At 34.6% G+C, this 22,021-nt stretch carries 23 protein-coding genes; 18 read left to right on the forward strand and 5 right to left on the reverse strand.

Going from position 1 to position 22,021, the window contains the following annotated elements; translation table 11 throughout:
• Window positions 1–340 precede the first annotated feature (340 nt).
• Window positions 341–709 carry a helix-turn-helix domain-containing protein gene (locus FA727_RS11560; protein WP_136831117.1) on the reverse strand — a complete coding sequence of 123 codons (369 nt, stop codon included), beginning with the start codon at window positions 707–709 and terminating at the stop codon, window positions 341–343.
• A 126-nt stretch (window positions 710–835) separates the two neighbouring features.
• Between FA727_RS11560 and FA727_RS11565 the strand changes: the two genes are divergently transcribed.
• The 10 genes from FA727_RS11565 to FA727_RS11605 all read left to right on the forward strand — a co-directional run bounded on the left by FA727_RS11565 (window position 836) and on the right by FA727_RS11605 (window position 6,540).
• Window positions 836–1,132: a hypothetical protein gene (locus tag FA727_RS11565; RefSeq protein WP_136831118.1), complete on the forward strand. Its 297-nt coding sequence runs from the start codon at window positions 836–838 to the stop codon at window positions 1,130–1,132.
• Between the two features lie 14 nt (window positions 1,133–1,146).
• Window positions 1,147–1,398: a hypothetical protein gene (locus tag FA727_RS11570; RefSeq protein ID WP_136831119.1), complete on the forward strand. Its 252-nt coding sequence runs from the start codon at window positions 1,147–1,149 to the stop codon at window positions 1,396–1,398.
• Window positions 1,399–1,474: 76 nt separating this feature from the next.
• The gene (locus FA727_RS11575; protein WP_136831120.1) at window positions 1,475–1,771 is read left to right on the forward strand and encodes a hypothetical protein; all 297 of its coding nucleotides are present in this window, start codon (window positions 1,475–1,477) and stop codon (window positions 1,769–1,771) included.
• Between the two features lie 182 nt (window positions 1,772–1,953).
• Window positions 1,954–3,558 carry a hypothetical protein gene (locus tag FA727_RS11580; protein ID WP_246041839.1) on the forward strand — a complete coding sequence of 535 codons (1,605 nt, stop codon included), beginning with the start codon at window positions 1,954–1,956 and terminating at the stop codon, window positions 3,556–3,558.
• A gap of 3 nt (window positions 3,559–3,561) precedes the next feature.
• Window positions 3,562–3,828, forward strand: a complete 267-nt coding sequence (locus tag FA727_RS11585; protein ID WP_246041841.1) for a hypothetical protein — start codon at window positions 3,562–3,564, stop codon at window positions 3,826–3,828.
• A gap of 280 nt (window positions 3,829–4,108) precedes the next feature.
• Window positions 4,109–4,303 carry a hypothetical protein gene (locus tag FA727_RS11590; RefSeq protein WP_016201525.1) on the forward strand — a complete coding sequence of 65 codons (195 nt, stop codon included), beginning with the start codon at window positions 4,109–4,111 and terminating at the stop codon, window positions 4,301–4,303.
• A 177-nt stretch (window positions 4,304–4,480) separates the two neighbouring features.
• On the forward strand, window positions 4,481–5,335 hold the full coding sequence (locus FA727_RS11595) for a recombinase family protein (protein ID WP_136831122.1): 855 nt from the start codon (window positions 4,481–4,483) through the stop codon (window positions 5,333–5,335).
• Window positions 5,336–5,362: 27 nt separating this feature from the next.
• Complete coding sequence (locus FA727_RS24040; RefSeq protein ID WP_019382811.1) at window positions 5,363–5,539, forward strand: hypothetical protein; 177 nt, start codon at window positions 5,363–5,365, stop codon at window positions 5,537–5,539.
• A 216-nt stretch (window positions 5,540–5,755) separates the two neighbouring features.
• Window positions 5,756–6,238 (forward strand): hypothetical protein, encoded by a 483-nt coding sequence (locus FA727_RS11600; protein ID WP_136831123.1) that lies wholly within the window; start codon window positions 5,756–5,758, stop codon window positions 6,236–6,238.
• A 62-nt stretch (window positions 6,239–6,300) separates the two neighbouring features.
• Complete coding sequence (locus FA727_RS11605) at window positions 6,301–6,540, forward strand: hypothetical protein (protein WP_246041880.1); 240 nt, start codon at window positions 6,301–6,303, stop codon at window positions 6,538–6,540.
• 510 nt (window positions 6,541–7,050) lie between these two features.
• Here the strand turns inward: FA727_RS11605 and FA727_RS11610 are convergent.
• Window positions 7,051–8,058 (reverse strand): DUF3231 family protein, encoded by a 1,008-nt coding sequence (locus FA727_RS11610; RefSeq protein ID WP_136831124.1) that lies wholly within the window; start codon window positions 8,056–8,058, stop codon window positions 7,051–7,053.
• Window positions 8,059–8,631: 573 nt separating this feature from the next.
• Between FA727_RS11610 and FA727_RS11615 the strand changes: the two genes are divergently transcribed.
• Complete coding sequence (locus FA727_RS11615) at window positions 8,632–8,886, forward strand: hypothetical protein (RefSeq protein ID WP_078989023.1); 255 nt, start codon at window positions 8,632–8,634, stop codon at window positions 8,884–8,886.
• A gap of 146 nt (window positions 8,887–9,032) precedes the next feature.
• Here the strand turns inward: FA727_RS11615 and FA727_RS11620 are convergent, their stop codons facing one another.
• Entirely contained in the window at window positions 9,033–9,236 is a 204-nt protein-coding gene (locus FA727_RS11620; protein ID WP_078989024.1) for a hypothetical protein, read from the reverse strand.
• A 619-nt stretch (window positions 9,237–9,855) separates the two neighbouring features.
• Here FA727_RS11620 and FA727_RS11625 point away from each other — a divergent pair.
• From FA727_RS11625 to FA727_RS11635, 3 genes are all read left to right on the forward strand, one after another.
• Window positions 9,856–11,889 carry an ATP-dependent nuclease gene (locus FA727_RS11625; protein WP_136831125.1) on the forward strand — a complete coding sequence of 678 codons (2,034 nt, stop codon included), beginning with the start codon at window positions 9,856–9,858 and terminating at the stop codon, window positions 11,887–11,889.
• A complete protein-coding gene (locus FA727_RS11630; protein ID WP_158318841.1) occupies window positions 11,870–13,753 on the forward strand; it encodes a UvrD-helicase domain-containing protein in 1,884 nt (627 codons plus the stop codon). Before FA727_RS11625 ends, FA727_RS11630 begins: the two co-directional genes overlap by 20 nt.
• Before the next feature lie 519 nt (window positions 13,754–14,272).
• Window positions 14,273–14,905 (forward strand): copper homeostasis protein CutC, encoded by a 633-nt coding sequence (locus FA727_RS11635; RefSeq protein WP_136831127.1) that lies wholly within the window; start codon window positions 14,273–14,275, stop codon window positions 14,903–14,905.
• Window positions 14,906–15,093: 188 nt separating this feature from the next.
• Here the strand turns inward: FA727_RS11635 and FA727_RS11640 are convergent, their stop codons facing one another.
• Window positions 15,094–15,357, reverse strand: a complete 264-nt coding sequence (locus FA727_RS11640; RefSeq protein WP_246041843.1) for a hypothetical protein — start codon at window positions 15,355–15,357, stop codon at window positions 15,094–15,096.
• Window positions 15,358–15,782: 425 nt separating this feature from the next.
• The gene (gene asnB / locus FA727_RS11650) at window positions 15,783–17,675 is read right to left on the reverse strand and encodes an asparagine synthase (glutamine-hydrolyzing) (protein ID WP_136831128.1); all 1,893 of its coding nucleotides are present in this window, start codon (window positions 17,673–17,675) and stop codon (window positions 15,783–15,785) included.
• A gap of 307 nt (window positions 17,676–17,982) precedes the next feature.
• Here asnB and FA727_RS11655 point away from each other — a divergent pair, with 307 nt between their 5' ends.
• From FA727_RS11655 to FA727_RS11670, 4 genes are read left to right on the forward strand one after another with little or no spacing between them, the layout of a single operon-like run.
• Complete coding sequence (locus tag FA727_RS11655; protein ID WP_246041844.1) at window positions 17,983–19,239, forward strand: VCBS repeat-containing protein; 1,257 nt, start codon at window positions 17,983–17,985, stop codon at window positions 19,237–19,239.
• A 13-nt stretch (window positions 19,240–19,252) separates the two neighbouring features.
• A complete protein-coding gene (locus FA727_RS11660) occupies window positions 19,253–19,945 on the forward strand; it encodes a response regulator transcription factor (RefSeq protein ID WP_136831130.1) in 693 nt (230 codons plus the stop codon).
• Window positions 19,946–19,948: 3 nt separating this feature from the next.
• Entirely contained in the window at window positions 19,949–21,337 is a 1,389-nt protein-coding gene (locus FA727_RS11665; RefSeq protein ID WP_136831131.1) for a sensor histidine kinase, read from the forward strand.
• A 14-nt stretch (window positions 21,338–21,351) separates the two neighbouring features.
• The gene (locus FA727_RS11670; protein ID WP_136831132.1) at window positions 21,352–21,990 is read left to right on the forward strand and encodes a lysozyme inhibitor LprI family protein; all 639 of its coding nucleotides are present in this window, start codon (window positions 21,352–21,354) and stop codon (window positions 21,988–21,990) included.
• Window positions 21,991–22,021: the final 31 nt, after the last annotated feature.

Genomic DNA, 22,021 nt, shown 5'->3' on the forward strand with positions numbered 1-22,021 from the left:
ACCGTACCTTTCTGATAGTAATATATTGTTTGCCGAAGCTGTAATACGATACCACCAGTCTTTTTTCGTTCGAACCCCTTTTATAAAAAAAATATAGTTTTTTTCACTAAAAGGGTCCTAAGTACCCTAATTGCACTTGAAAGTAAGTCTATCAAGGAGAGAAGTTAGGGGGAGTAACATTTACGAAAGTACCCTAAATACCTTAAATGCTAGGTAACAATGGGAGTGATGCGGATAGAATAGAACAATGCTGCAAAAGAAAAAGACCTGAATCATGGATGGAACAAACCCATGATTTAGGTCTTTTTGATATAAAAAGTTAAAGTTTTGAAGAGTATTACTATTCTCTGCTACTGGAAAATAAAAAAATGAACAATGCTTTTTTTTGTTCAAATGTCATCTTTGAAACTAATTCTCCGATTTTATGTTCAATTTCTTTGTCCGCATCGACAACTTCTTCAAAATTTATATCCGAAGAAGTTTGGTGATATATACTATCCTTTTCAATCATTTGAAAAAATTGACTTCTTGTAATGTCAAATTCATGACATATAGATTCTAACAAGGAAAATGATACTTCCTGTCTTCCTGATTCAATCTTAGATAGGGACGGCTGGGATATTTTAATTTTTTTAGCGAAGTCAACCATTGTCATATTATTTTTCTTTCTAAGTTCCTTTATTAGTCTTCCAATTATTAAATCACTCATATTTCAACCCTCTGAAAATCGTCATTATTAGTAATCGTATCGTTATTGCATTTTACAATCAATATAAACCATGTTATATTCTAAATATAAATATATTCTTATTAAGAATAAAAGAGGGTGACAATAATGATCGATGGATTTCAAAAGGTAGTAAACAAGTTAATTGAAGAAAGACTCGAACAAATTATTACAAGTGAAGAGTATGTTATGTACTCGGAATTGCTTCATAAGGATCTAGATGAAAAGCTTGGACAATTTGAAAAGTTCGAGGATGAAACCAAAAAAGATGAATTGATTGATGATATTAGAGCTAACATTTTTGAGCAGGTACATATCCAAACGAAATTAGCATATCGCACTGCTTTTAATGATGCACTCGTGTTTGCAATAAACACCTTAGTAAATCCGCAGAAAATGTTTTAATGGGAGGCTCATCTTTGGCATATTCTAAACATTTAGGATTTATTCAAGTGGACTTATATAGAATTACAGAAATATATCAGGATCCTCGTACCGATATTTATGATGAACTTTTAATGGATATAATAACCGTCCTTGCAAAGTACGAGGTTGTAACTGAAAACTTTATTTTTGACTTTAATAGTAGTGAAGATTGCGACAAAAAGGATATTTTTCACCTGTCACTTATAAAGGCGGGTAAGAGAATAGAGAAGGAAAATAACAGCTGAAAAAAGCAGTATATTCGCTATTAAAGGTGAGCGCTAGGGAGGACTAATAAATAGTTATAAGAGGGAGGCATCTGAGATGCAGGTATATTCAGGAAAGCTGGTAATAGATTTAGCAACAATTGTTGATGATGCAGATGAAAACATTATGAAAAATAATGCTCATGAAGCATTAACTTCAGAAGTGACACACGAACTGCGAACGATACTGGGGGCAGCTGGATATTTGGCTGGAAGTGTAGGAGCAACATTGGAGAAAGTTGAAGATGCTAACCCGAACGATTATTCCATGATTAAGTCATATGTAGAACAATCAAAGAAAGATGTACAACGAGTATATAACAAAGCTAACAGATCTACTTTTAGAATTGAGTAACATGGTGCAATAAATGCAGCTGTTCTATAATTCTAGGAGGCGCAGTCAATTCCGGAAAAACAACTATAAAAGGTTATCTTATTAATGTTGGGATAGTCTTTTTTTCGGCGATATTAAAACATCGAAATAAAGGAGAAGCGAGTTCTCTTTTAATTGTAACTGAAAAAAGGGTGTGGTTTTGGGTGGGTACTTATGTTCGTCTGTCTATTCTTCCTCATCAGATTTCACAACAAGATTGGATAAGTGTTTATAAAGAAACCGTGAAATTACTGAAAGCTTATGATTTTGCAGATTTAGGAGAAAAAAAGTTATTTGATATTCAGATGCCTGTATATGTTAAATCCGAAGAACATGAAGAGACTTCTCGATTTTGGAGAACATGTGGGAACTTAGGCAGTAAGAAATTTGCAGAAACTTTCAGGCTTTACTCTGATATTAAAATGTATAGGGAGGCTGCGCCAGCTTTTAATAATGAAACAGATATTTTAAAGGGATACGAAAGCTCAGTTGTTGTTTTTAATGCTAAGACTCAAGGATATCCATACCATCTTTACATATTAGCCATAGCTATGCTAATTGAGAGCCGTTTCCCAAAGTTTGCTAGTGTAAGTGGAGATATAGATCATCTGCAGTGTGTAAAAGCAAAACAATGGGCAGACACTCATCTCTCAACCCCAATAAAGTTACCTTTACGCGTTGATCCACGGCAGTTGCTTAACCGATTTTCTCCAAAAAATGAAAGTGAAAAAATAGAATTGATTGAAAAATGGACTATTGCAGATCAGGAAAAAATCTTAGAGCTAGTTTATACGTACTCTGATAAAGAAACCTTCCACAAGTGGATTAAGGAAAAATTAGTTAAGCACTCTTCTCCAACACAAATTGGAGCTGTTAAGCTCTTGGTCTATTATCTGAATCTAGTTAGGGACGTTAATAGTTTGTTTTCAATGGCTTGCAAGGAGGAAGGTGGCCCCAAGTATAAACCCGAAGAAATGCTAAGGGCAATTACTCTTACTTGGGTAAGTATCCCTCCACAAAACTATGATTTTTTGGAGGCATTTCGCAAAATTGAAGGTCATCCAGCTATTGTTGAAAGAACATTTGGAATGATGGTAATGGATATCAAATTTTCGGGCCGGGAAATTAAAACCTATATACCTTTAAATGAGGTTGTGGAGAACTTCACCAATTGTTATCCAGAATGGGATAATAAAGCGAATCTTTTATTGCAACAAGGTAATAGTAGGATAGAAGAAGAACTTCAGGAATTTTATAGAAGTATTGCTCCTATATTGGATCTAAATAATGAGAAGGAAAGCGAAGGTAGTTTTTTTGATAATGAAGATGCTTTTCTTTATTTTAATAATCATTCGGTTTTGCTTTCCGAAGAGCAGGACTTTCATTTAAAAACAGTAGCATATAGCATTGAAAAATTTTTAACCAAAAATCCTGAAATTAAAGAACGGTTGTATGGGTATGATATTGGATCGATGAAGCTAATACTCGGAAAGATGCTTACTGAAAAGTTTCGGATGTTTCTTACAGAAGATGCTTGGCTATGGATTGAAGGAATTCGGGAAGAAGAGTTTATTATGACGTTACTTGCAAAGCTAATACTCGATGACTCTTATAATTTTAAAATGAAAGCTAATAACTATAGGCTGTTAAGAGGCATGTTTGAAAACAAGCTAATCACTGAAAAAATAACAGAGTATAGAAAAGACCCCAGAGTAATAACCCACATTCAAGAAATGATTGATAAGGAAAAGAACACTAATGAAGGTTGAGGGATGCAAATGAAGCTTCTAATGTGCCTTGAATGTAATGATATATTTAATCTGGATCTGTCAGAAAAAAGCTGCAGCTGCGGAAGAAGTAAGGGGAAATATATAAATCAGCAACTTGCCGAATATACTGGTGAATTTGCATTGCCCCTTGGCTTTACTAATTCATCTTTGATACAGGCAATTAAGCATCAACCGAATGAAGGAATGGGTAAGGAATTCACCGCTTTTGTCATCCCTAAGAACTGTGAGACTTTTTTTAAGAGGTTCTAAGCGCTATTTTTTTACTTTAGAAGTGTTAAATAGATGAATAAAGATAAATTGAGCATCTAGCGATGATAAAATTTTAATCATAGCAATTGGGTTGGCTAAGAAGGATTTCAATGAAAGTAATCAATAGAAGTTTATTTTATCAGATGATGATAAAGATTTGATTCATTTCATTATTAATGAATTCTATTTGCAAATAAGCAAAGAATTATCAACCGCATCGTTAAACAGACCCTAAAAATAAATGATATGTTATTACGGAGTAGGTTGTAGGTGAATTTCAATGTCAGTTTCTTTATATGATAGCCTGATAGAAGAGATAATCAAGAAAGGCGAAGTAAAAGTACCATTAACAGATTGTGATGCTCAATTTTATCTTGAAGATGTTTTAAGGGAGAAAGGAATACGATTTAAGAAAATTGTTCCTCTTAGAAATAGAGGAAGAGCGATTAAAACCCTAATTTTTAAAATTCAATAAAACTATAAATTAGCTATTGCAAAATGCTAATTTAGGTGTTATTATATTTACAACTTAATAAACGGACAAGGGAAAACCCCAACAAATAAATTTACGACATTTTATTAATTCGTAGGTTTATTCGTTGGGGTTTTTTTGTCGTATTTAATCAAAAATATAGAAAAGAGAGTGATTTATATGTCAAAAAGGGACAGTTTAGAGCAAGGAAATAATGAAAACTTATATCAGTACCTTTTAGAAGAAGAAAGAAAGCATAAAGCTGCGAGGATAGCATTAGGATTAAAAAGAGCAAGAGAACAAGGGCAGGTTATTATTAGCAGAGTACCTTTTGGTTACCGTTCCTCATATGGAAAACTACAAATCGATGTACAAGAAGCTAAAGTTGTAGAAAAAGTATTTCAATATTTAGCTGAGGAGAAATCTTATAAGAGTGTTTCTAACATGCTTAATAGTCATGGATATTCTTATAAGAATAGGCCTTGGACTCCAAGTAATATCAGATTAATAGCAAAATCTCCTATTTATATTGGAGAACTATATTTTAACAAGACAACAACTCGGTATCTAGATGACGGCAAATCTCAAATCATTAAAAATCCTCAAAGTGAATGGAAAAAAATAAGTGTGCCATCAATTGTGACACCAGAACTTTTCAACAGAGTTCAAAGGATTTTATCAATGAAGACAGATAAAAAGATTAAACTGGAGGAAAATAAAATGACTAGCAATAAGAAAATCGTATTTTACCATAGAACAAATTTTGGAAGTAAAGAAGATTACCAACCAAGCGCTCAAATACTAAAGAGTAGACTTAATAATATTGATAAATTTTATATTGACGATTCATGCTCAGGTATATCTGATCCTTTTAAAAGAGGTTCGTTTCAGAAAATGAAAAAAGACATTGAAGCTGGAATGATTGGAAAGGTGGTAATAAAGGATTATAACCGTATTAGCAGAAAAAATGAGGATTTAGCTAAAGTATTAGACTTTCTTCGTACAAACGGTGTTGAAGTAGTCATCTGCAATTAATAAAAATATTTGAGAGGTGTTATAAGCTTGAGAAAACACACGAATGACATTGTATCGAAAAAAGGATTAGGCTATGTAAGAGTAAATGATAAAAGGATGCTACAACAATTTGAAGAAAAATTGTTAAACGAGTTGAACTGCTTCTTAGAAGAATACAGGCGAATTAGAATAGCTACGGAAATTCTTCAGAATGGATACCAATAATGAATTAAAAACCGTCTTCAATTTAGACGGTTTTTTAGGTTCATTAGGAATACCCCTATTTTTACCAATATATTGGTGGATAACTAATTTTACTAGTGTGAATTATTCCACAAGAAAAATTGTAAAATTATTTGTATATTTCTGTTAAAATAAAAGGAATATTTATAATAAGTTAGGTTGAAAATCAATTTCATATATTAAGGGGGAACCATCGTAATGAAAATTACAAAGGGGATTATAATTGGAATTATTTTCGGTTTAATTTTATCGTTCTGTATTTCATTTATATTTATGGTAGTTGCACAAGGATTAGCAGGTGGCTTTACATCTTTATTTGGAGAGAGATGGTTATACTACGCAACGTTTATTCCCTTTGTATTAACCTTTTCAATATTAGGATCTTATTTTGCAAAACGAGAAAATGTATCAAACAAAAAACTTTGGTTATTGAGTCTAATATCGGCATTGTTTATAACCCTCTATAGTGGAACTATTGGGGCTTTATTTGGTGAGTATCTTGTCAGGGGAGGAAGCCTTAGAACTTATACAGCGGGTGGTTTTACTGGCGTTAATGTAGAGGGTGTCTTAGTTTGGGGAACCATTTATGCTTTTATTATGTTGCCTTTGACTGTACCATTGGCACGTTTGAGCATCCAAGTATTCTTTCAATTGCTTAGTAAATATAAAATACCGTGTTGAGCAGCAAAAAGTTATCTCTTCGGGTACTGTTATTAATTTGAAAAGGAGAAATTCCATTGGTGATGGTTGAAAAGTTTAACCTTAATGAAGAAACGTTAAATTTTATACTTGATTTTGAAAAGAAAGTTGAAAAGGGTAGAGTTTTTACAAATAAGGAAATGGTAAAGCTGTTTGAATCGTCCTCTTTCTACAACGAGGTGGTGCAGTCTTATTATAAGACGGCAATACAAAAATCTATCTGGTGGGCTGTTAAAAGGAGTAATAACTGGCTCATGGAGAGAGGGAAATATACGAAAATGTAATAGAGTTTAACTATGGGAAGATAGCTTCCAAAAAAAAATCGTAGTGAAGCTACAGTCGAGAGATATGAAATGAATCTGTCGCCTTTCTTTACCTCTTACATAAAGAATTAATTGTATGTTTTCATAAACTAATTAATCCAGAAATATCTAGAGAAATAGACTCACTGCATTAAATAACTATTTAATGCAGTGAGATAGTTTTCAATAAGACCCGTCTTCCATAAACGGGCCAGATTGTGGAGTAACTCATGTATTACGTAGTAGACATATACTGTGCAGCAACCTTTGAAATGACTTTTGGAAAATTAGGACCGTGACCTGTTATTTACTGGTATGATTTTAGTATGAATAATTGTTATGTTTGTGAATTGTTTCACTTAAACTAACGAAGTTGGTTAGTGGAATAATGGCTTTCATATATCTGGTACACTCACCATTTTTTAATGGAGATTTGGAATACTCCTTTGAAAAAACAAAAAAGCTACCGTGCTTTGGTAGCTTTATTTTTCTTTAGCCTTGAGCAAGCTTATCCCTATTTAGTGCAACAGGAGGTTTCTCCATCCACTCATTTTTTATCATAAAGGTTTTTATATTTTCTTCATATTGATACACATCTGCAATTATCTTTGCATATGTAGTTTTTAAATCTTTTCGGATACTTACTGCTGCACTATATCCATAACTGGCGATACCATCACGATTAAGTTGGTCTAATAGATAAGATATTAATTTATCTGAAAAAGGAGATGTTTTACCATCCAAAACATTCGTATCCCAAGTCATTGAAATAGGCAAATCATTTTGAACTAAAATATCACCTAATTTGTCTATAATATTTAAAGATAATTCTTTTCCATGTTGCAATAAACTCATTAATTGCTGATTAGATGTAGATTGTATAAATCCAATTAATAAGTTTTTACCAATATAATTCATAAAAACATTTTTGTGTAGCTCATTTGCTTCTCTAGCCGTTAATTCTCTATTATCATTAAAGAAATTACCCAAAAATCCTTTATCTGCAATCGGGTTTGTTTCATGAGTGGAGGTAATTGAAGGAGGTCTTACAAATACTCCCTTTTCCAATAGAATAGTTGTTGTCCGTTCAAATAAACTTGAAACGTTTTTTAATTGTTCGTGGAAAAAATTGCGGATATCCTCCCTTACTGAATCGGATAGTGCCATACTCGTTAAGGACATTCCAATTTTTGACATATTATTTAAATAAAATAGAATAAAAACATCCGTATACATCTTAGGGGCATTTGGGTTTAAATCGTCTTTAATGTTAAAGCCTTTGGGGATTGGATAGTTTTCACTTCGTAGAACAGATTCAAAAAATTGTACAGCAGATTTAGAAATAGAACCCGCCTCACTACAAAGAGATTTAACTTCTTCTAGTTCTGTTGTTAAGGTCAGATACTCCAAAACAACATTTGACATACTATAATTCATTAACTGTTCCCAACAGTGTGCTAACTCACCAGCAGTTAACTTTGCAGCATTTTTATTATCCATATAATCAATTCCTTTTTAAGATTAATTTATATTCTATAACAAGTATCTGGTATTTTATTATCAAATATGTAATATTGCATGGAAAATTAATAATTTATTGGTTTGACAAGGGAGATTTCATAACTAAGGGGGCTTTTCAAATATTAAGCAATGGGGGAATTTAAAAAAGTTTGTGAAAGATTGTACTTAAACTAATGGGAGCGTTTGTTGAAGAAGCCCCTGTGTTTTAAATGGATCTCTTAATGAACAGTACAACGATACTATTCAATAGACTAATGTTATCTTCAACAATCGACGCGTTTGTGGAAAATCAAAAGCCTAATCCCTCGCAAAAAATATAGAGGGAATAGGCATTTTTTTCTTTCGAAATCCTTAACGTTGTAAATACGACTTTCCTGATGTTACCCATTGGTAACTGCATTGGTGATAAGTAGTAAATCTTCGAGAAAAAACAAGGATATTTAACATTATGTGGTAAAATTTACTTAAAGATTATGAAAACACTGTTATTCAACTAACGCCTTATTAGTTGAAAAGATATGGTGAAATATCTTGAAGAAAGGAGAGCTTTAATTGCGTAAATACTTAGGAATAGTATCCATCTTAATCTTAATTGCCACTTATTTAATTTTACAAGCTCTCGTTGGAAAACAAATTGGACATTTGTGGGTATTAATAATAGTCACTGGATATTTAGCTTCAGCAATTGCTTCTTGGTACAGTAAGAGCGGATTTTGGAGGAAGGCATCAGCGACTATTTTAATTGTACTTCCTTTGGGATATCTGGTCATTATCGCTTTATTTATATTTGGAATGTCTGACTTTTAGATATTTTCTTCTTGAACAAAGGGGAGGCTTAATGGAATAAGAGCACCCACATTTAAAACAAAAAGCTTGGGAAAAGCTTTTTTGTTTTAATTTAATTGTTAATTTACTTGCTATTTATGTGGAGAAATCACTTTTTAGTTAAAATTTTATGTTTTCTCCACGTTATCTGAACTACTTAATGAACTATCCATCTGTTTTTTTGCGTATTGTGTATTTTGTTTTATAACGGCGTAACCTTCTTCATGAATTAGTTGCAAAAATAAATCGATAATTTCTTGCGCTTGAATTAAATCTATCCCTTTTTTATTGGATATTTCTTTAGCTAATCTATCGCGAGTATTTCTTATCATTACGTAACCCCCTATTGTTTTAGATAAAAGGCTGGAAGCTCAACATTTCACTCCGATTTTTGTAAGTAATTATTATTTTACTCCATTACTAATAATATGGAACACCTTGGCTGATTGACCTCTTACCTCCTAACATTGCTTTGTATGAAAAAAAGAATGGCTAACAAGAAAACTTGTCCTTGTGAATGTGGCAAAAGGTTAGGGTACTGCAATTTTCACATTAGATTAAACAAATTAAGGATGGTGGCACCAAGATCATTCTATAAAAAACATTTATTAGAACTTATTTAGTAACCCTATTTTAACTGAGAAATATGAGAACCGTCCCCATGTATCTTGACTTTGTATCTCTAATTATTAGAAAGCGCAGACATGCAGCACAGACTGGAAATATATATCTGAAATGTAGTGAGATTTTAAATGATTATTAGAATGTCTCTTTATTAATTCTATCAAGCACAGACATAAAACTTGTATATAGATAATTATAGACCTGAATGTAAGGGGTATTGAAACTTGTTGGATTATATAAAGGCGTTAGAAGTTAATTATTCAGGTTGATTAATGAAGGTTTTTTTAGGGGTTATTTGTAAAAACTAATAAAAAGGAGTTGTTTGGTATGAAAATAACGAAATTGATTATTAATAATTTTCGATCCTTTGGTCCGACTAATACTGAGTTAGAATTAGAAAAATTGTCAGTTCTAGTTGGAGCAAATAGCAGTGGTAAAACTTCTGCAATCCAAGCTCTACTTAAACTTTTTAGTCCGTATCAAAGAGATAGACTAATAGAAAGGTCAGATTTCCATATACCTGCTAATGAAAATCCATTAGATTATGACGAGTCTTCACTTTCTATAGAGGCTGTAATTGATTTTAAAGAACTGGAAAATGATGCTGAGAAGGTAAATACTACTATCCCCCCGCATTTTAATCATATGGTTGCAGGTGAAGTTGATGGAAGTCCTTATGTACGTATAAGGCTAAAAGCTGAGTTATCAGAAGGTAATACTTTAGAAGGAAATATTGAGCAAGCATTATATTATGTCCTATCTCCATTAGGAACGAAAGCAGAGGATGAAGATTTACAGCCAGTTAAAGCTAGTGAGCGATCCCAAATTCAAATGATATATATACCTGCAACAAGAGACCCGGCCGTACAATTAAAAAATGCATCAGGATCTATCTTAGGGAGGATTTTAAAAGGAATTAACTGGCCTAAAGAAATTAATAGTGACATACAAGAAAAAATGAAGCAAGTTGATGGAATTTTTGATGAAGTAAATGGTGTTAAACGGTTAAGAGAAATACTTAATAGTCAATGGAGAAAATACCATAATGATTTTCGCTATCGTTCAACTATGGTGGCTTTCAACCATGCAGATTTAGACTCAATTCTAAAAAAGGTAGAGGTTTATTTTGAACCAACTGAAACAGGAAGCAAATATAAGGTGGATCAATTAGGTGATGGGCTACGCTCAATTTTTTACTTAACTATAGTAAATTCTTTTTTAGAAATTGAGAATGAGGCATTACAAGATGAAGCTGAGGAAGATAAAAAAGTGTATAAACTTCAACCACCAGTGTTGACGTTACTAGCCGTAGAAGAGCCAGAAAATCATATTTCTCCGCACTTGCTTGGTCGAATAATGAAAGCCTTAACTGACGTTTCTGAAAATGATAATGCACAAGTTTTAGTTGCTACCCACTCACCTTCGATGATTAAAAGAGTTGACCCAAAGTCAATTCTCCATTTTAGAATCGATCAAAAAGCAATAAGAACTATCGTAAATTCAATAATACTTCCTGAGAAAGATAAAGAAGATGAATATAAATATATAAAAGCTGCAATTATGGCATATCCAGAACTGTATTTTTCACAATTAGTTGTTTTAGGAGAAGGTGAAAGTGAAGAGATTATACTTCCAAAGATAATTAACCTTTTAGATACTGATTTAGATCAAAGCAATATTTCTATCGTTCCATTGGGTGGAAGACACGTAAATCATTTATGGAAATTACTACATCAGTTGAATATCCCTTATTTAACTTTATTGGATTTAGATTTAGAACGAAATGGAGGTGGATGGGGTCGAATTAAATATGCATTACAGCAATTGATCGAAATAGGTTTTGATAAGCGTGAGTTACTATCTGTACAAAACGGAGTATTAAGTGATGATCAATTTTCTCAGATGCATACATGGTCTATAGAGAAGGTAGATGAGAGGGAAAATCTATATTCTTGGGTTGAATTTTTAGAGAGTTATGGGGTTTACTTTTCAGCTCCACTAGATATTGATTTCCTAATGATTGAAAGTTTTTTAGAGGCATATAAAAAACTAGTTCCTATACATGGAGGCCCAAAGGGTGTAGATAAAGCGAAAGGTTCTATTGAATATTCTGATCGCTTGGAAAAGGGAGTCAGAGCAACCTTAAAAACCGAGGGAGGTTCTGGATTCACTTATTCAGAAGAACAGAAAGAATTAATGATTTGGTATGATTACTTTTTCTTAGGTAGAGGTAAACCAAGTACTCATATTATGGCATTAGAAAATATAGATTCCAACCTATTAAGTGAGCAATTGCCAATTCCACTACAAAAGTTAATGAAGGGAATTAAATCAATTATTGATGGTGATTTTTCTGAATAACTATGTAAAAAAAGAATCTTGGATTCCAAAAGACGATGTAGTTTTAGAAAGCGCTGCGCAAGATGTAGTAAAGTACGAGAAAAACGCTTATGTGTTAGCTGGTCCCGGAGCAGGAAAAACCGAATTGTTGGCACAGAAAGCTTGTTATTTGTTAGAAACAAACACGAGCACTTATCCTGCCAGAATACTTGCTATAAGTTTTAAGAAAGATGCAGCTAAGAATTTAAAAGAACGAGTTGAAAAACGATCAGGAAAAGAATTTGCAAATAGGTTTGTGTCCTTAACATATGACTCATTTGCAAAACAACTGATGGATAGATTTCGTTTAGCTATACCTGAATTTTATAGACCAACTCCGGAGTATGAAATAGTTAATTTTAATAGAAGAGATGTAACCAAACTTAGAGAAGAAGCAGAAGAACCTAGTGAGGGCAATGGGTGGAATTACTACTTTGATTATGAACTTTTTGCTAAGACTTACGCCAATGATAGACTACCATTACAAACGGACAAAATAAATTCAATAGAATCATGGTATAAGTTTCAACTTTGGAAAAACTATATTAATGATAAAGAAAATTCAATGTTAACCTTCCCCATGATTTCAAGAATTGTTGAATACTTATTTAGGTCAAACCCCAAGATTTTAAGAGCAATCAGAGCTACATATAGTCATGTATTTTTAGATGAATTTCAGGACACAACATTAATCCAGTACGACTTAGTTAGAACAATTTTTATGGATTCAACTGTTTCAGTGACCGCTGTGGGTGACCTTAAACAAAAGATTATGGGTTGGGCAGGTGCGATGGAGGGCGTATTTAATCAATTTAAGGAAGACTTTAAGGCTAAAGAATTTGAGATGGTTTTAAATCATAGGTCTGCTCCTAATTTAGTCCGAATTCAAACATCAATAATAAATGACATGATGGGTGGTTCAACAGTAATATCACCATCTGACAAATGGAAGAATGAGAAAGAGGGAATATGCGAAATATGGAACTTTGCCTATGCTTCTGAAGAAGCAAAAAAATTGGCAATAGAAATTAAAACGTGGATTGATCAAGAAAAACTTGAACGGAGAGATATAGGTATTTTAGTTAGACAACGGGCAGATATGTATTGTGACATGCTTATAGATGAATTAAGTAATTTAGGAATACACTCAAGGATAGAGGATCAATGGCAAGACTTACTATCGGAAAATTTTATGAAATATATAATCGATGTATTTTTTTTAGCCACAACAGATCGTGATCCTAATGCTTGGTCTAGTTTAATATCGAATGTATTAAGTTTACGTGGCGATAATGAAACAGAATCTTATCAAGTAGAAAAAGAAATTAATAGTTTTATAGTTGAATTTAAAGAGACTCTAAAAGATGAGGCAATAAAAGTGACCGAAAAAGTAGTAGAGCAATGGTTATACAAAATTTTAACTTTGATAGGTTTAGATTTAATTAAAAGTAGTTATCCAGAGTATAGGAAAGGGAAATATCTGGAAATAAAAGTAAGGCAAACAGCGGAGTTCCTTTTTTATTCATATGAAAAGCATAAGGTTTGGAATAAAGCAATAGAAGATTTTTTGGGGATTTATTCAATCCCAATTATGTCAATTCATAAAAGTAAAGGTCTTGAGTTTGAGTCTGTGATTTTATTGGGACTAGAAGATAGAGCTTTTTGGAATTTTGAGGATTCTCCAGATGATGAAAAATTTACATTTTTTGTTGCAATGTCTAGAGCAAAAACTCGAATGATTTTTACCTTTTGTAAAAACCGCTTCTATGGACAAGAAAGATCTAAGATAAATGTCATTTATCAAATGTTGGAAAATGCAGACGTTAAACAATTCGATTGGACATAAATAATGTTGATTTTAAAATCAGAAATATCACTAATAAGAAAAAGGGCATTGGTAAAATCGTTTACCAATGCTTTATTTTTGCCTCTTAAATAACTACGGTGAACCTTATCATAAGTAAGTGATGTTTTACCCAAACGTCTCCCCTTAAGGTTTGGGAGATTAGGTAAAGTGCCCGATCTAATAAATAGTTGGAATAACTTCCCTTAATTAAAAAATAGAATAAAAAATACCTTAAATAGACGGAGAAATTCCATCTATCGACTCGAAAAACGAGTAAATGAGTGATTTTTCATTGCGTAATCGGAAAAATTCCCCTTAGTTACTTCCGAAACGGCACCATTCTGTATATAACCGAAAAATCTCCGATTATTTAACTATCTTTATTTACCTTAATTAAGTACCAGAATTCTTTTTGTTATCAAAAAATCCAAGAATACTTGGTTTTAAAATATTTATGTGAACCATACCAATAGTAAATGTTGATTTCTTCAAATGAACTCAATAAAGGTGGATGTAAGTATGCTTAAAGAAGCTTGTGTAGAGAATTTTACGAATGTCCCTGAGGTAATTGCTAATGGGGCTAGAAGGATTGAACTTTGTGACAACCTTGCTGTAGGAGGCACAACCGTAAGTCCCGGTGTAGCAGTAGTGACGATTAACTACTGTCACAGTAAAAACGTTAAGGTTATGAGCATGATCAGGCCAAGAGGCGGCAATTTTATTTACAGTAAAGAAGAAATAGAAATGATGAAGCAGGACCTTGTCCATTTGAAGGAATTAGGAACAGATGGAGTGGTGTTTGGGTGTTTAAATGACTCTGGCTGGATTGATGAAGAGGCTATGATCGCCTTACTAGATTTAGCCAAAGGACTAGAGGTAACCTTTCACATGGCATTTGACCAAATAAGCCCTGAAAATCAGTTTAAAGCTATTGATTGGCTGGAGAAACACGGGGTAAGTCGAATCTTAACTCATGGTGGTCAACCAGATACCAAGATCGAGGATAACCTTGGCAGGTTGAAGGAATATATAGACTATGCAGATGACAGAATCGTTATCCTCCCTGGCGGCGGAATTAATACTAAAAATCTTCCATTAATCACTTCCGAGTTAAATGTTGAAGAAGCACATGGGACAAAAATAGTTGGGTAACCTTTCGTATACTTAGTAAACAAACTCCCTTAGGTACTTAGCGATGAACCTTATCATAAGTAAATGAGGTTTTTGTTTATAATAAAAATAAGCCAAAAATATGCAAGATATGATTAAAAGCTTGCTTATTTTTGGCTTTTATTATGGTTGTCATACCCTTATAAACCTTCTTCAAGAACTACTGGGTTTCATTGGACTATTAGGAACGCAGCAAGGTCAGTCCGTCTCAAGAGCGCTCTAGCACGGTGGCGAGGCATGCGGTGGACAACCTCGTGGTCAAGCGGATCGTGGTAGTCTTTGCCCGGCAGTGTGTACCACTCCTCGGCGCCAACATACGTGATGGCACCGTTGTCATCGCAGGTGGTGCTCAATTCGAGCTTCCTGCTGATCACGTCGACCACATTGGTCATTACACCGTGGGTTGCGATGAAAATTGACGTCTTCTTTTCCATACGAGTGACTCCTTTTTGTGGTTGGATGTTACGCTGCAAGTGCTATAAACGGTCGGGTTGCTAGTACTTGTAGAAGCACTAATGGACTGAGTAGGAGTCGGTCTTTAGCATGCTCTGCAGCGCGGCATTCTCAGACGACTGAAGGTGCTGACCCCAGAGGTACTTGGTGTTGATCCACATTTTTGCGTACGCGCAGCGGGCACCGGAACGCGGTGGCTGTCACGTCGACTGATCCTGGTCACCCTTACTCCGGTTGGAGCTGGCAGTCGCTGCGATGAAAGCAAGCACCTGGAGCGGAAATCCACGCTTTTTTACTGCGATTACTTGTTTTGTTAATAGATTAGCGGGGCTTTATTCTATAATTTCAAAGGATAGGAAACCACTAACATTTCAAATTTCCTCTATGCAGATTGACTCGTATCAATTTATGATGGAACAAATGTTTTGTTTACTACTTGGTTATCAAACTGATATACTTTTTCAATATAAATTTGATGCCATATCATGAATGTGAAGATTGACCATAGCTTTCGACTGTTATCCTTCTTTTCGAGAACATGATCAGCAAGTAACGTATTGATCTCTTCTTTATTAAATAAAGAGTCTGTTTGGCTGTCATTGATTAACTGGATAGCCCAATCATACATTTCATTTTTTAGCCAATGTCGAATAGGCACTGGAAATCCCAGTTTTTTTCTGTTCCTTACATGTTGTGGTACTATTCCTTTTGCTGCTTCCCGCAGAAGGAATTTGGTCTGGCCATTGTTTATCTTTTGGCTGCTGGTAAGTTTTGAAGCAGCGCTGAAAACCCTTTTGTCCAAGAAAGGCACTCTTACTTCTAGCGAGTTAGCCATCGACATTTTATCTGCCTTTGATAAAATGTCTCCTTTTAGCCAGGTTTGGATATCAATATATTGCATTTTTGTGACATCATCATAGGATAAAGAATTAGAGTAAAGTAGATCTGTTATTTTTTCATTTTCTACATTAGATAGATATTTCACCAATAGATGTTTCTTTTCTTTTTCGTTAAAAATATTAGCATTGCCGATATATCGTCTATTTAGGGGGGTAATGCCTCTCTCTATTAAACTTTTTCCTCTGACCCCATCCGGAATGCGACTCGCGACCACTCTTAAAATAGCTTTTATAGGAGATGGGATATAGCTAAACACTTGTAATGATTGGGGTTCTCTATAAATATTATATCCCCCGAACAATTCGTCTGCTCCTTCTCCGGATAGGGCTACCTTTACATGCTTCCGAGCTTCTCTGGACAGAAAATATAAAGGGACAGCAGCAGGATCAGCCAGCGGATCATCCATATGCCAAATAATCTTCGGCAATTTGTTCATGAATTCTTCCGGGCTGATTAAATATGATATATTTTCTACATGTAAATGATGCGCTGTTTCTTTGGCTATATCAATTTCACTGTACCCTTTCGTTTCAAAGCCTACTGAAAAAGTTTTAATCATAGGATTTACTTCTTTTGCTAAAGAAACTATAAAAGAAGAATCAATCCCTCCAGAAAGGAAGGCCCCAATTGGCACGTCACTTCTCATGTGAACGTTTACTGAATCTATTAAACTATCTTGGATTTCTTTAATTAACTTAGAATTTTCCATGTTAGATGGTTTAAATTGTGGCTCCCAATAAGAAACAATCTTCATTCTTTCTCCTGGCTTTTGGGTGAAATAATGCCCCGGTGACAATTTTTTAATAGACTTTGTAATCGTATTAGGTTCAGGAACATATTGAAAGCTTAAAAAATGCTGGAAAGAATGAATGTCCAACTCATCTTTAATAACTTTTAACATCGACTTTTTTTCGGAAGCAAAATAAGTAATATCAGACTGTTCGCTATAAAAGAAAGGCTTAATCCCAAAGTGGTCTCTGGCACCATACAGTCTCTGCTCGAGCTTGTCCCAAATGACAAAGGCAAACATGCCCCGCAGTTTGCGAGCGGTTTCTTCCTTTATTCTGCTATAGAGAGCAATGATGACTTCCGTATCGGTATCCGTGCTGAACATGTGCCCGCATTCCAGCAATTCTGCTTTAAGCTCGACATAGTTATATATTTCTCCATTAAATACAATCCAATATCTTTCATTTTCATAAGATAGAGGCTGACTGCCCTTCTCCACATCTATGATACTTAATCTTCTAAAACCAAAATTCACATATTCATTGAAAAAATACCCTTCAGCATCAGGGCCCCTATGGATAATCGTATGAGTCATTTCCCTTAGTTGTTCTTTATCTTCATTATTCAGAGCCAAGGGACGACTGCTTAAACATCCTACAAACCCGCACATTATCTCCACCTGCTTTTTACTTCATTTTTTGTGTTGATGGTATCGAATTGGTTCTGCATACGGCCATCAAATTTCCTTTTCATCTCACTTGAATTAGTATAAAAGGATGGTTGCAACAATTGGTTACAAAATAGTTACAGAATAGCAGTTAAGAAGATTGATTTCAGATTTGAAAAGTCGTCCATTCATCCAAATTTAACTGCTAATAATATTGTAATTTTTTTGTAACCCTTTATCTGTTATGGAATTTTATAATGAAGTTATCCCATTAGGGGTCAAGTTGGATTAAATGTTAGGAGTATACAGCGTGGATAATAGAGCGAAATGGAAGTTATTGATGTATATCTCGATTGGAATTATGTTATCAGGCTGCAGCATGGCAAAATCGCCCGGAGAATTAATTGAATCCCCTCAGCTGCATGACGGGCAAAATCTGAAAGTAAAGGAAACATTAAAACAGCTTTTGCCATCTGGCATAGAGTATATGACACCCGAACAAGCTGCCATAAAACGGTCCATAATTATTGAAGATATACATGGTGACGGGAAACAAGAAGCCTTTATTTTATATAGAAATATGAAAGAGAACCAGCAAGTGCATTTACTGGTTTTACAGCAAAAAAATCAAAAATGGACGAAAATATCAGATATCGAAACGGATTATAACAATATTCATTATTTCGGACTTCACGATTTGGATGATGATGGAGTAATGGAAGTAACAATGGGTTTAGGAACTTCAGATTTCGAAAATGAGAAACAGCTGATCATATATCAGTGGGATAAGGCTGGGCTCAAGAAACTCATGAAACGAAGCTATCATTTATTGGACATCGCGGACTACGACGGAGATAAAAAAATCGATGTTCTACTTGTAGACGGAAAAAGAAGAACATCCTTTACAGCAGAGTTGTTCCGCTATGAAAACGGCGCGCTAAAGTCTCGGTCGGCCGTGGATTTAGAAGCATATTCCTTTCATGAGAATATGGTGAGCGGTACATTAAACGATGGCAATAAGGCATTATTTATTGATAGCACCATTGGTGTCCATTCCATGTTGACTGAAATTATAGCGTATGATCATGGGGAACTTGTGAAAGTCGGGGAGAAAAATGGGGGCCCACAAATAAAAAAATATCCCCTGTACAGCAAAGATATAAATGAAGACGGTGTAACAGAGGTAGGCGAGATGTATATCCCACAAGGCTGGGAAGATGCCTTATATGAGGACATCCCATTTATCGAATTTTATTCAACGTATTCCATAGATGGGACTTCCAAAAAGATCACGGAACGGTTTATCGACAGGGTACGCAGGTTTTACATAGAGATTCCTTCTGAATGGCATGGTAGGGTCACAGTGAAAAAGGTCAAAAATGGAATTCAATTACTATCGGTTTCCAATCAGAAGCCAGTATTTGAGGTAAAATGGGTAAAAAAAGGATCCTCTGAATCTTCAAAAGCAGTTTTGAAGGAAACAAAGGATACCATTTTTTATTCTGATCGGAAAGAAAATGAAACATTTCCTTTTAATCAGTTTCATTTGCTGGAAAATGAGTTCTAAGTGAGGGAGAGAAATGCATAGAATCCTTGTTGTTGAAGATGAACTATCTATACGCAGTTTTGTTTGCTTAAATCTGAAAAAGAGAGGTTACGATATACGGGAATCGGAAACAGGAGAAGATGCTTTGTCCTTTTTTCAAAAGGAACAATTTGATATCGTGCTGCTTGACCTAATGCTTCCTGGGATAGACGGGTTTGAAGTTTGTCAAGAAATTAGAAAGTTAAATCAGTCGGTTGGGATTATTATGCTAACAGCAAGAACCCAAGAGAAGAATAAGGTGGAAGGTCTTATACTTGGAGCCGATGATTACTTGTTTAAACCATTCAGCATGGTAGAGTTAGAAGCAAGAATTTTCTCGCTTTTACGCAGGATCAATCTAAGTGACAGAGTTTCACTAGAATACAGTGATAGGTTTGTCTCAGGTCCCTTCCAGTTTGAATCAAAAAACAAAAGACTGCTATGCTCAGGCAGAGAAATCAACCTAACACCAACTGAATATTCGATTCTCCATTTTTTAATGAGCCATCCGAACAGAGTGTTTACAAGAGACGAACTGTTAGATGAGGTATGGGGTGAGAACTATGTAGGTGATTTGAAAGTAGTCGACGTCAATATTAGGCGCATTCGCCAGAAAATAGAGAGTAATCCTTCTTCCCCTGTCTATTTATGTACCGATTGGGGACATGGATATCTATGGAAGGGTTAGCCAATGAAACGTAAAGTCATTCTATATTTCATGATTATCATCATCCTGACTTTGGGCTTAGTAATGGCTGTGTATGGGGTTGCGATAACAAAGTATTATTACCAGGGAATAGCTAATACTTTCCAAAACCAAGCTGAAGCCATCAACCCAATTTGGGAAACTGGAAATGAGCTCAATTATGGGAGCCTTGAGGATTATAGCGATCTTGTGATTAAAAGCTATCAATATGAAGGAGCTGAATTACAGCTATTGAATAATGATGGAGAACTTATACAATCATCAACAGGCTTTTACGAAGAACAAAGCTACTCCATCGATCCTGATGTTTTTTCCTATCACACTATATATAAAAAAGAAGAACTTGAACAATCAGGAGAGAGAGTTTTGGCTGTGTACACTCCTCTACTGCTAGAGGGGCAAACGGTAGGTGTCCTTCGCTATGTTTCTTCATTAACTAAGGTGCAGGATTTAATTAGCAGTTTACTAGGATACGGATTCTTGATATGTCTTGTTGTTGCAATTATTGTCTTTCTTGTCAGTATTCACCTCGCTGATTCCATTGTGAGGCCCTTTAATAAAATTATTCAGTTCACTCAGGAAATGTCAAAGGGCCGGTTTGAGAAGCGAATAGAAGAAACCTTTCATTATGAACTTGGTGAAATGTCGAGAACGCTTAATTATATGGCAGAAGAAATTGTTAAGATGGATCGGTTAAAAACGGATTTCATCTCTTCGATTTCACATGAACTTCGAACGCCTCTGACGGGGATAAAGGGTTGGGCAGAGACAATGGAGTCATCGGAGGACCTAACGGAAGAAGAAACCAAATTCGGCTTGCGTATGATTAACAGTGAATCAGAACGCCTCATGAATTTAGTTGAAGAGCTATTAGATTTCTCAAGGTATGAGTCAAATCGGGTCACACTTTTACCAACTGTGGTCAAATTTGATCGACTTATCAAAGATGTAATTTTACAGCTTCAAAATAAAGCTACCGGGAAAGATGTTCAGATGAAGCTAGTGTGTACACCTGCTTTAATCAATGCTGATGGCGACAAGATAAGACAGGTATTATTAAATTTGTTGGATAACGCAATTAAGTTTTCTGAAAGAGGTAGTGAAATTCAAATATTTCAGTACTTAAAAGAAGATATGGCCGTCCTAAAAATCCAAGATCAAGGTATTGGGATTGAGCAGGAAAAATTAAAATATATTATGGATTCGTTTTACAAAATTGATTCAAAATCGATTGGGACAGGGCTCGGATTAGCCATTAGCCGAAATATCATCGATAAACATGGGGGAACCATCAAAGTGCAAAGCAAGTATGGTGAGGGAACAACTGTAATTGTTTACTTGCCTATGAATGGGATGAAAAAGGAGAAAGGCTAGAAGTCGATACGCTCATGATTTATATTAAAAACTTTCAATATGGAGGAATAAAAATGAAGGAATTCATAGCAATTACCCTTGGCATTTTCCTGTTATTAGCGGGATGCGGCACTACATCAAATGATCTGGTTACAGATGAGGCAAAGCCAGTGTCAGAAAAAGGGAAAGTAGAAAAATCAGAAGAAGCAGAAAATATGGAACAGAAAGAAGACAGCAATACAGAATCACGAAATACAAAGAACAGTGTAGAAATCAATGCAGAAAAAAAGAGTCAATCCGCTCCTGTGACAGGGGAAAAGGAAAAATATATTAAACAACTTAATGATATAAAAAAAGGATTAAGCGAATTTGATAAAGCATTGGAAACTGGAACACAATTTGAAATAGGCCAGGCTTATGGGGAAATTTTCACAAGATGGGATAATGCTTTAAATGATATCTATGGAGCTCTAGAGAAGCAACTTTCCGCCAGTGAAATGGATAGGTTAAGAGAAGAACAGCGAAAATGGATCACATACCGAGATGAGACGGCAAAGAAGGCATCACTAAAATTTGAAGGCGGCACCATGGAATCACTAGAATATATAAGCACACAAGCACGGCTTACAGAAGAAAGATGTTATGAGTTAGTTGAAAGATATATGAAGCAGTAAAATGTATAGCCATCAAAAACATTGCTTAACC

Source organism: Robertmurraya kyonggiensis, assembly GCF_005116465.1.
In the GTDB taxonomy this organism is placed as follows: Bacteria; Bacillota; Bacilli; order Bacillales; family Cytobacillaceae; genus Robertmurraya; species Robertmurraya kyonggiensis.